Annotated in this window: 7 protein-coding genes and 1 pseudogene; 3 read left to right on the top strand and 5 right to left on the bottom strand. The window is 45.9% G+C overall.

The genetic code is table 11. The features are described 5' to 3' along the window. Window positions 1-159: 159 nt before the first annotated feature. From AC4II3_RS27945 to AC4II3_RS27935, 3 genes are all read right to left on the bottom strand, one after another. Entirely contained in the window at window positions 160-1,383 is a 1,224-nt protein-coding gene (locus tag AC4II3_RS27945; RefSeq protein WP_488008806.1) for a quinone-dependent dihydroorotate dehydrogenase, read from the bottom strand. A 321-nt stretch (window positions 1,384-1,704) separates the two neighbouring features. Further along, window positions 1,705-2,178 (bottom strand): Fur family transcriptional regulator, encoded by a 474-nt coding sequence (locus AC4II3_RS27940; protein WP_488008804.1) that lies wholly within the window; start codon window positions 2,176-2,178, stop codon window positions 1,705-1,707. 278 nt (window positions 2,179-2,456) lie between these two features. Beyond that, on the bottom strand, window positions 2,457-3,908 hold the full coding sequence (locus AC4II3_RS27935) for a circularly permuted type 2 ATP-grasp protein (protein ID WP_488008802.1): 1,452 nt from the start codon (window positions 3,906-3,908) through the stop codon (window positions 2,457-2,459). Window positions 3,909-4,264: 356 nt separating this feature from the next. Here AC4II3_RS27935 and AC4II3_RS27930 point away from each other — a divergent pair, with 356 nt between their 5' ends. The 3 genes from AC4II3_RS27930 (at window position 4,265) to AC4II3_RS27920 (ending at window position 8,884) form a co-directional block, all read left to right on the top strand. Continuing rightward, window positions 4,265-6,580: a DUF8189 domain-containing protein gene (locus AC4II3_RS27930; RefSeq protein WP_488008800.1), complete on the top strand. Its 2,316-nt coding sequence runs from the start codon at window positions 4,265-4,267 to the stop codon at window positions 6,578-6,580. Between the two features lie 405 nt (window positions 6,581-6,985). Next, on the top strand, window positions 6,986-8,227 hold the full coding sequence (locus tag AC4II3_RS27925) for a hypothetical protein (protein WP_488008798.1): 1,242 nt from the start codon (window positions 6,986-6,988) through the stop codon (window positions 8,225-8,227). A 414-nt stretch (window positions 8,228-8,641) separates the two neighbouring features. Beyond that, window positions 8,642-8,884 (top strand): NfeD family protein, encoded by a 243-nt coding sequence (locus tag AC4II3_RS27920; RefSeq protein ID WP_488008796.1) that lies wholly within the window; start codon window positions 8,642-8,644, stop codon window positions 8,882-8,884. A 27-nt stretch (window positions 8,885-8,911) separates the two neighbouring features. On the opposite strand, the pseudogene AC4II3_RS27915 reads toward AC4II3_RS27920, so the two are convergent. Both AC4II3_RS27915 and AC4II3_RS27910 read right to left on the bottom strand, forming a co-directional pair. After that, window positions 8,912-9,142, bottom strand: a pseudogene (locus AC4II3_RS27915) (restriction endonuclease subunit R); the annotation flags it as partial. A gap of 13 nt (window positions 9,143-9,155) precedes the next feature. Then, the gene (locus tag AC4II3_RS27910; protein ID WP_488008794.1) at window positions 9,156-10,298 is read right to left on the bottom strand and encodes an amidohydrolase family protein; all 1,143 of its coding nucleotides are present in this window, start codon (window positions 10,296-10,298) and stop codon (window positions 9,156-9,158) included. Between the last annotated feature and the right edge of the window lie 4 nt (window positions 10,299-10,302).

Raw genomic sequence — 10,302 nt, 5'->3', positions numbered from 1 at the left:
AATTAAGAATTAAGAATTAAGAATTAAGAATTAAGAATTATACATTCTACATTCTACATTCTGGATTCTGACAGACAACCTTGGCCAAAAGGCCACGCTACGCGAACAACCCAACTACCTTGGCCAAAAGGCCACGCTACGCGAACAACCCAACTACCTTCAACCAGACCCAGAACCAACTGCCTCAGAAATTGAACTCATGCCTCTTTCCTCCAACTTCTGCAACACCCCTTGCAGAATCTGCCTTACCATCCATGGACCGTTATAAATCCAACCCGTGTACACCTGAATTAGACTAGCACCTGCAGTAATCTTCTCCCAAGCATCCTCCGCCGTAAAAATGCCTCCAACCCCTATAATCGGTAAAGTTCCTTGAGTTTCCTGCCAGATAAACCGAATTACATCTGTAGAACGTTGACGCAAAGGAGCTCCACTAATCCCCCCAGCTTCTTCCGTTACCGGTTTGCCCGTTGCCGCAATCTGTTGTGTTTTCAGCAAATCCCGACGGATAGTAGTGTTAGTGGCAATAATCCCAGCTAAGCTATAGCTTTGGGCAAGCTCAAGGACATCTGCGATCGCATTCCACTCTAAATCCGGGGCAATTTTAACCAGAATCGGCTTTTGGGAAACATTTTGCTGTTGCAGAGCATCTAAGATCAGACTAAGTTGACTGGCATCCTGAAGCGATCGCAATCCTGGTGTATTCGGTGAACTCACATTCACCACAAAGTAATCCCCCAATTCCCTCAACAACCCAAAACTCGACCGATAGTCATCTGCTGCCTCTGCTAGGGGTGTTACTTTAGATTTACCTAGATTAATGCCAATCGGAATAGTTAAACCTGAAGCTTGGATCCGGTTTTCCCTTCTGGTAGGTTGTTCGTCCTTGGCCTTCGAGAAGGGTAGGTTCTTTTCTAAACCTGCAACCTGTAACCTGTTAACCTTCAACTGGTATAATCGAGCAGCCATTGCTGTAGCTCCGAGATTATTAAATCCCATCCGATTCAGAGCAGCTTTGTCCTCTACCAAGCGAAATAAACGAGGACGAGGATTTCCCGATTGAGCATGAAAGGTTACAGTACCCAGTTCAGCAAAGCCAAACCCTAAGCTTCCCCAAATTCCAGCAGCCACACCATCTTTATCAAACCCTGCTGCTAAACCCAGAGGGTTGGGGAAGTTTACTCCCCATAGGATTTGTTGGAGGCGAGGATCATTTAGGCAAAACCTTTGCTGTAATTGACCCTTAACCCAGTGACCTAGAGTAGACTCCTGATGCCATGAGACCCAGCTCAATAGCGCTAGAGTTCTATTGTGTAACCATTCTGGATCTGTCTTCAACCCAGAAAATAGAATTGGACGAATGGTAGATTGGTAAATATCCATAATACTGAGTGAGTCCGTAGCTCAATGGGTAAGTAGATCAGCGAGTCAGTAGATCAGTGCTGAAAACAATACTCCACCATGTAGCTAGTTGTTAATAACAACTGTGGATTTACTTCGATTTTGAATTTACCCATGCAACCGTAATACTTTAATTGATTCTTTGATTGATTAGTTAGGTGATCGCTAAACTCTAAAAAAAGGGCGTTGTTTAGGTAACTAAAATGACATTTTTATCACTAAGTTACAATCAATTTTCGCAACCCCGTCTTGATGCAATAGCGATTGGGGTGGGCTCCTTTGACCGCGCTGCATCGCTACTCCCTACTCCCTCAAATCACTCGACGGGGAGTTAGGTGATGGCTCCTGACGGTAACCATAAAAATCAATCCGATATTCCGTAATCTTTACACCAGTTTGTTCCTCAATTTGCTTGAGCAAGTTTTCCGGTAGTTCTACATAAACATCAAGAATCTGGTTTGTATCCAGACAATTGACATGGCTATGAGTATCGCTGATATTGCCGTACAACCGTCCATCCGAGCGCTCAATACATTCAATAATACCTTGACTAGATAGGGCATCTAAATTCTGGTAAACAGAAGTATGACCAATAACTTTCCCTTGTTGATTTAATCGGTCATAAATGTCTCGCGCTGACAGATGGTCTTTAGCTTCCCATAACAGTTCTAGAATAAAGCGACGTTGACGACTCAGACGCATACCTAGCGTCTGACACTTGTCGATAGCATCTTCTAGTGAACGAATTGGTTTAGCAGCTGCCGCTTCTTGTTGCATGACATGAGTTGATGAGTTTAACGAAAAGGAATCCCTTATAAATCTATTTATAGCTCAGGCAGTTATTCACTTAAGCCAGGATAAGACTCTGCTGTTCTCATTAACCAGCAACGGCCAAGGGTAAATTGGGAATGCTTTATGTTCCCAACTTCCTCGTTAAATTTGACTGCCCCTGTTTAAATTTGGTAGCCCTTAGCCTTATATTAAATATACTAAATATTAAATATAATACTACAAACCCTTGAACTACCCCACCCTAGCATCTAGATGTGCTCTGCTTAGTCATCCGACAAGATCCAGGTGTCCTTGCTTCCTCCCCCTTGAGTAGAATTGACCACCAAGGATCCCTTTTTCAAAGCTACACGTGTCAACCCACCAGGATGGACATAGATATCATCTCCGCGATGGAGCACGTAGGGACGCAAATCGACATGGCGTCCTTCCACTTCACTGCCTACAGCAGTGGGAATTCGTGATAGAGCAATAGTTGGCTGAGCCATATACTCCCTCGGCTGAGCCCGAATCTTTTCCGCAAAACTGGCTCGCTCTTCGGGACTAGCATGGGGGCCAACTAACATACCTCGTCCCCCTTCCTCACTAGCAGACTTGACTACTAACTCATCTAGATGGTCTAGGACGTAGGCTCGGTCTTGGTCATCCCAACACAAATAGCTAGGCACATTCGGTAGCTTCGGCTCTTCGTTGAGGTAGTAGCGAATCATCTCAGGAACATAGGTATAGACGACTTTGTCATCAGCCACCCCTGTGCCTAGGGTATTGGCTAAAGCTAATCTGCCCTGCTGACAAAGATCGATAATAGCCGAGAGCCCAGAAGAGTAACCATTCCCCAGTTTCAATGGATGCAAGAGCTGGGCGTCATAACGACGATAAAGAATGTCAATTTGTACCAGCTCCTGGGCAGTCCGCCGGTGCAAATACCCCTGCTCGATCACCAAATCTTCCGGCTGGACTAGAGCTACCCCCATCTGTTGGGCTAGAAATGCATGCTCAAAATAGGCAGATTCCACCGGTCCTGGGGTCAGTACTGCAATGGCTACAGGTGAGTCGGAGCCTATCGTAGATGCCCCTTTGTTCCCGGTCGATAGCTTCAGGAGTGTGGAATGTAACTCCTGGGAATACCCTTCTAGGGGCTCAATGGCGAACTTAGCCAAGAGGTCTGGTACAACCCGCTCCATGGCCTGACGGTTCTTCATAACGTAAGCAATACCAGAGGGTACCCGCAAATTATCCTCTAGCACATACCAAACACCTGCTTCGTTGCGGATCAGGTCTATGCCACTAACATGACACCAGATGCCTGCAGGGGGTTTCATGCCCATGCATTCAGGCATGAACCGAGCTGCTGATTCCACGATTTCTCTAGGGATCTTGCCATCTCTGAGAATATGCTGTTCTCCATAGATATCAGCACAGAATAAGTTGAGGGCAGCTACTCGCTGTTTCAGCCCTGCTGATAGGTGGCTCCATTCTGAAGCTGAGATCACCCGGGGGATGACATCGAAGGGTAATACTCTTGTCTGACCATGCCACGTAAAGGTTGCACCAAGTTCTGCAAGAACTTTTTCTACGGCTGTGTTGGTTTCGGACAAGCTACCTTGAGGGAGTTGCTGCAAGTAGTCAAAGACAGCCGCAACTTCTATTCGCGGTTGACCCGGGGCAATGAAATATTCGTCATAGAAGCCCTCGATATTATAGGAATCGAATTGCACAGCTGTCTCCCCTTCACCTTAATTAACAGTCCAGGTACCCAAAGCCTCGACTTACAGCTTATTTAACACAGTTCTTTTGGAGAATGGGGATGTTTAAAGTTTTCTTTGCAAGTTAAGGGAAAAGCCTCGACTAAGCCATTGCTCTTCACAGCAGTTACTGCAGCAATGGGCTTGAGCTATAACGGAAGTATATCACCTTTACAAAAACTTTGAGAAAAAATCTGGAATTATTCAGGGTCAATGGGTAGTTTACTGTATTGCTCAGAAACACTCACATCAACCGGATTCTGAAACAAAAGCCAATACAAACTCCTCTCTATTGAGCAAATTATAAAACATCATCAGAAATTAGCAGAATGGAAAACATAGAAAGTAACGAACCAATGGTTCCAGGTATGACCAATGGTGCAGCAGCTACCAATGGCATGTCATTAGGAGAAATGGCTGATGACCAGATGTCATCCTTTGACATGAATGCTGTATCCAGTCAAGGCAATATACCCACACCAGTGCCAATGAGTTCATCAGCCCCAGATAGTCCCATGGAGAATGTGCTGGTAGAAATGCGAGCACCTAAGGGTCAAGGGGCTAACTTCTTTCACATGGCAGGAAGTTTCAGCGTTCCTAGTTTCCAAATCGATTATGACTACGAGCCAGTATCGATGGATCCTGAAACACCGGAACTGGCCATGCAGCTCCAAGCATCTAATGAAGAGGTGATCGTTGTCAAGGGCAAAGTTGCTCAAAACCAAATTGCCGCCCTCGAAGCCCAACCTAATGTCATAAAAGTCTGGGCAGACACCCCGATCGAACCCTTCAGCACTACCACCCTACAGCAAGAGTATCCCATGGTAGAACCAATGGCAGGGTTTGGTAGCTGTCCGATTGGTTCTTGTGACTGTAGCCCTGGGGCTGCTAAGGGAACTATGGCGGACGTAGCCAAATATCTTGGCGTTGATCAAATTCACGCTGCTGGTTATAAAGGTCAAGGTATTGTTGTTGGTGTCGTTGATGGGGGAATTACAGCAGCTGGTCGTCCTGTGCGTCCCGGAGAACCCTCCAAGCGAATTCGCAATGTCATTGGTGGCTTCCACCGCACAGTGGAATGGGGGACTCAAGCTCGCAGCTGGGGCGAACATGGCAATATGTGCGCTACAGATGTGTTGGGTATGGCTCCAGAAGCCAAGCTCTATGACTTTCCACTAGTAGGGAATGCTATCTCTAACGCCCTGGCAGCCTTCAATTGGGCAATTAAGCAGTATAAAATTGACGGCACACCCCACATTCTCACCAATAGCTGGGGAATTTACCAGGAACAGTGGGATAAGACTTATGCCAGAAACCCAAACCATCCCTTCACCCGTAAAGTAGTGGAAGCTATCAATCAAGGGATTCTAGTTCTGTTTGCCGCTGGTAACTGTGGTGGAACCTGTCCTGATGGTCGTTGTGCCTCAGATTTCGGTCCTGGTAAAAGTATCTGGGGCGCGAATGGTCATCCCCTAGTGATGACAGTGGGCGCAGTTAACAAAAATGAACAGTTTGTCGGCTATAGCAGCCAAGGACCAGCGGCTTTGTCCCCTAAAAAGCCAGACTTCTGTTCCATCACCCACTTCCGGGGTTACTTCCCCTGTGATAACGGTACCTCGGCTGCCACACCCATTGCTGCTGGAGTAGTAGCCTTGCTCAAGCAAGCCAAGCCGAGCTTGACTCAGCAGGAAGTTAAGAAACTCCTGGAGAGTACTGCTAAAAATATTGGTTCTCAGGGATGGGATCAGCATTCCGGTACTGGTATTATTCAGCCCAAGGTAGCTTTTGACAAAATCAAAACTCCCCCCCCTCGCCCTCGCCCTCGCCCTAGTGAGGGTACTTGGAGTGACTGGGAAAATTTAGGGGGCTATGGCCTATATAGCCCAGCAGCTGCTTCCTGGGGACCTAACCGCATTGACACTTTTATCATTGGTACTGACCACGCTATGTATCACAAGTGGTGGGATGGCTCCGCTTGGCGCGGCTGGGAAAACTTAGAGGGTTACATTATTTCTACACCCGCAGCAGTTTCTTGGGGACCTAACCGCATTGACACCTTTGTGGTTGGTAGCAATAATGCCCTGTACCGCAAGTGGTGGGATGGCTCGGCTTGGCGTGGTTGGGAAAATCTAGGGGGCTACTGCCTGTATGCTCCAGCGGCTTCTTCCTGGGGACCTAACCGGATTGACACTTTTATCATTGGTACTGACCACGCCGTCTACCACAAGTGGTGGGATGGCTCGGCTTGGCGCGGCTGGGAAAACTTAGGAGGCTACTCTGTTTCTGCACCCGCAGCAGTGTCTTGGGGTCCAAACCATATCGCTATCTTTACCATTGGTCGCGATCGCGCTCTATACTACAAGACCTGGAATGGTTCTATTTGGAGTCCATGGGAAAAACTGGGAGGCTACTGTCAGTATGGTGTAGCCGCTGTCTCCAGGGGAGTCAACCAGCTCGATTGTTTCGTCATTGGATCCATGGGCAAGGTCTATTGCCGTGCCTGGGATGGTTCTGCCTGGAAAAATTGGAAAAACCTAGGTGGTTACAGCATTGCTGGGGTAGCAGCAGCATCTTGGGGACCTGACCGCCTTGATGTTTTTGTCGCCGCTGGTGATCATGCTCTCCACCACAAGTGGATGGGTTGAGATCAACATTACTGATTAAGGAATTAAAGGAAAAGGGCATGCATGGAGAATGCTATCATTTATAATTGCCCTTTTCCTTTCCTAATTAAATAGGATAAAACCGTCAGAATTCAGCCGTCAGCATTCAGCTGTCAGCCTAATGCTTAAAATAAACCTCAAACAGCAGAATTTAAGAGTTCGAGATTTTATCGAATTGGAAGTCTGGATAAAAGTCTTTGGCCAAGGTCAATGGATCATGGCTGTTCGCGTAGCGTGCGCGTAGCGCATAAACTGATAGCACCTCAAGTAGCGTGCGCGTAGCGCATAAACTGATAGCTGACAGCTGAATGCTTACTTTTTAAGTAACAATTTTTAATTAACAATTAACCAACACCCAATAATTATAAGTATTCAACTCAACTCAAGATGATGGAAAGCACAGACTTTATCAATCAAAACCCCAGGTCGCCGATTCTCGTAAAAATGCCTGGAGAAGATGAATCAACTGGGTCAACTATTGAGAAAAGTATGCCCACAGAGGTAGCGATTGAGCATGGTGTGAATACCTTGGTTAATGACGTAGTGGATCAAGCCTTAGTGCAGGTTAAAAGTAACCAAGAACTGCAATTAGTCCGGGAAAAGGTTGCTACGGTGATGGGAGATACCCTTAAGGAAATAGCTGCTGAACACCCTCAGTGTCAAAGCCCACTGGCAACAGGTGTTAGCCCAATGAATAATAATACTAATACTAATAATAGTGCAGTTGACTGTGGTATGAGTGGGGCAAAGCAAGTTCAAGAGTTAGGCTTTACTGAGTTTACTGCTGGGCTGATCAACAGTACTTTCGACGCTATCATGGGTGCAACTATCAACCAGATGGAAGCTTATCGAGAACTTGTAGCCAATCTCGCTAAAACTCTGGCTCAGTTCCAGGCTGAGAATGTCTCTGATGCCCAAATTACTGACCATCTTGCCCAACACTACCCTGATGGTCAGGGAGGTACAGTTGTGCGTCCCAACTATACCTTTAAAACTATCCCTGCTAACCCCAACACTGGTACTCAAGAAAAGGCAGGCAATCACCTATTAAGGGAAGTAGCTCAAGCTCTAGAAGCTGAAACGATTAATCTTACAAATCCTCTGACACTCACCATCCAAGAGAATCAGGAGAGATTCTTCACTAGCCAAGTCCAAGCGATTCGCTCGAAAATTGGTGAGTTACTAGCAACTAATATGATCGAGAATCTGCGGGCAATAGCACGGGAAGGAATGGCACGGATTGTAGTAACTGATGGGGAAATTCTCTCGAAGCTCACCTTCAATGTGACTGCTACTGAGCAAGAAACTACAGGAACAAACCAGTATGAGCCTCAAGAAGCGATGCAGCGCGGTCTTGGGGGTTTCCACGGGGCTTACAAGGTGCGGACGCAGGTTCCGCACACAGCCCCTCCCCATGAGCGACTGCATCAAGAAGCCAACCCTTACATCAGAGGTCGTGCGGTCGCGGGATGGGGTAACGTTTCTGCTGGTGCTAGTCACAATAAACTCACGGTTAAGCCAGTGAATGAGAGTTCATTGGATGCAGTGACTATGAGTTCAGACATCATTGGTCAGGTTAAGATTCGCTTTAAGACTGAAAAATTTCCACCAGTGGACAGCAATGGATAATATCGAGTTCAGTTTACTATTGATCAGTCTTGAATGTTCATTAATTAACAATTAACAATTATCCCTATTTTCCTTATTTTTGCCTTGATTCGGAGATAATCAGTCATGGTTTACCGAATAGACTGATTATACCTACCTCCACTCAAGCACATAATTTTGTACGCTTCCCCACACTCCTTTTTACCTTTTGATTGACTTGATTTTAAAATTACTCATAATTCTCTCCAAAGTCACTGATAAGTTAATATAGCAGTTCTAAATCAGTTGAGGTATTTTCCGTCTTGCTTTTGAAAAGGTGCTAGGAGTAAGGAATAAAATTTAGATGTACCTCACGCTTACTAGGAAACGCTATACATCACCATCTTAAGATTAAGCAGATCTCAGTATAATTGCTGTATTTAAAGATAACTAACCATGTTGAAACTATTTGGGTGTGATCAAGACCAAACCTCACTTAGCCAAACCCTTAACCGTTGGCAAGGAAAAGCTACTGTTAAAGTTGCCATACAACCTAATCAAAGCGGACGTGTACACTTCCGAGCCAGCTACTGGAAGGCTAAATGTCCACAAGCGATCACTCTCAACCCTGGGGATATTGTTGAAGTAACTGGTATTGATAACATTACCCTGATTGTAGAACCTGGTTCTTTGAATTAAATCAGTGAATCAATACCCTAGAGTGTACTATTTATAAAGTTTGCAAATTGCTTTCAAAACTTGGAGTATAACCATGGCGCGATCGCTTTCAAACAAGCTTAAAATCGGCATATATTGATAAGTTTGGGGATTACCCTGACGGATATAGACAAACTGATAAACCAGACCATTAGTGGCTAATCCCCAAACAAATTCTTGATGCTCTAGGCTGTTGAAAGCATAAGTCAGTAATTGCGGTAAACCTGTTGATACCTCAATGACTAATAACTATTCACCCCAAACCATAAAAACGCATAGGATTATCCCAGAGGATCTTTTGCACTATCTTTTGAGATAGCTTGTCCTGAAGTCCTACCACTTGCTCAATAATCTTGGGATTGTGGTCTATGTGAGGGTAGTCAGAACCAAATATCAAATTATCAGAACCAATGTACTTGATAAGATCAGGCAGATAAGGCTCATCTGGCTCAATGGAAATGAAGCACTGGCGACGGAAATACTCTGAAGGCTTCATTTTTACATGATCTTTGACCTCCCAGGCCAGTTGATCGTACTCTTCATCTAGCCGCCACAGCCAGTAGGGAAGCCAGCCGCAACCGGACTCAAGAAACGCTACTCTGAGATTGGGGTGGCGCTCTAATACTCCCCCTTCGATCAGTGCCAACATTGCCATCATCTGTTCCATGGGATGAGAGCAAGCATGCATGGCAAAACGGGTATTAAATCGATCTGATCCAGTAGTCGGTAATCGAGAATGGCTACCCTCATGAATGCCAACTGCTATGCCCAGGCTCTCACACTCGCTCCAAAAGGGCTCATAGGCCGGGTCACTGAGCAGTCGTCCCTTAACCGGATTTGGTCGCACAAAGACAGCTTTCCAGCCAAACTCTGCGATCCGATGTAATTCCGACACCATGCTGCTGGGGTCATGTAGACTAATCGCTCCTACCCCGTTCAGTAGTTGCGGGTCATAGCTGCAAAAGTCTCGTAACCAATTGTTGTAGGCACGGGTGAGGGCTGCTGCCAGTGACGAATCCATCGTATCGATCGCCAACATCCACAATCCCATAGTTGGATACAGAAACGAAATATCCACACCCATCCGCTTCATGGCTTTGACCTGAGAGTCTGGGCCAGAGCCTACGTTTTTATAGGTAGCCTGGTCCCGGATTGCTACCTTAAGTCCTTCAGCCCAAACAGCGTCGGATATCTTATTATAAATTGTCTCACCTTCCACTCTCATATACTTAGTTGGAGGGGAAAAGATATCAATTTTCACAACCCCATCTTTTTCGGAGGGTTGATATCGATAGGGTGCATGACTTTTAAATGCAGGTTCCAGGTACTTCTCCCACATATCTATCGGTTCAGTCACATGGCCATCGGCATCAATAATTTGATAGTCTTTCAGCATTGTT

This window comes from Moorena sp., assembly GCF_982860115.1.
The sequence above is the reverse complement of the archived record's forward strand: the minus strand, read 5'-3'. Positions and strand labels throughout refer to the sequence as shown.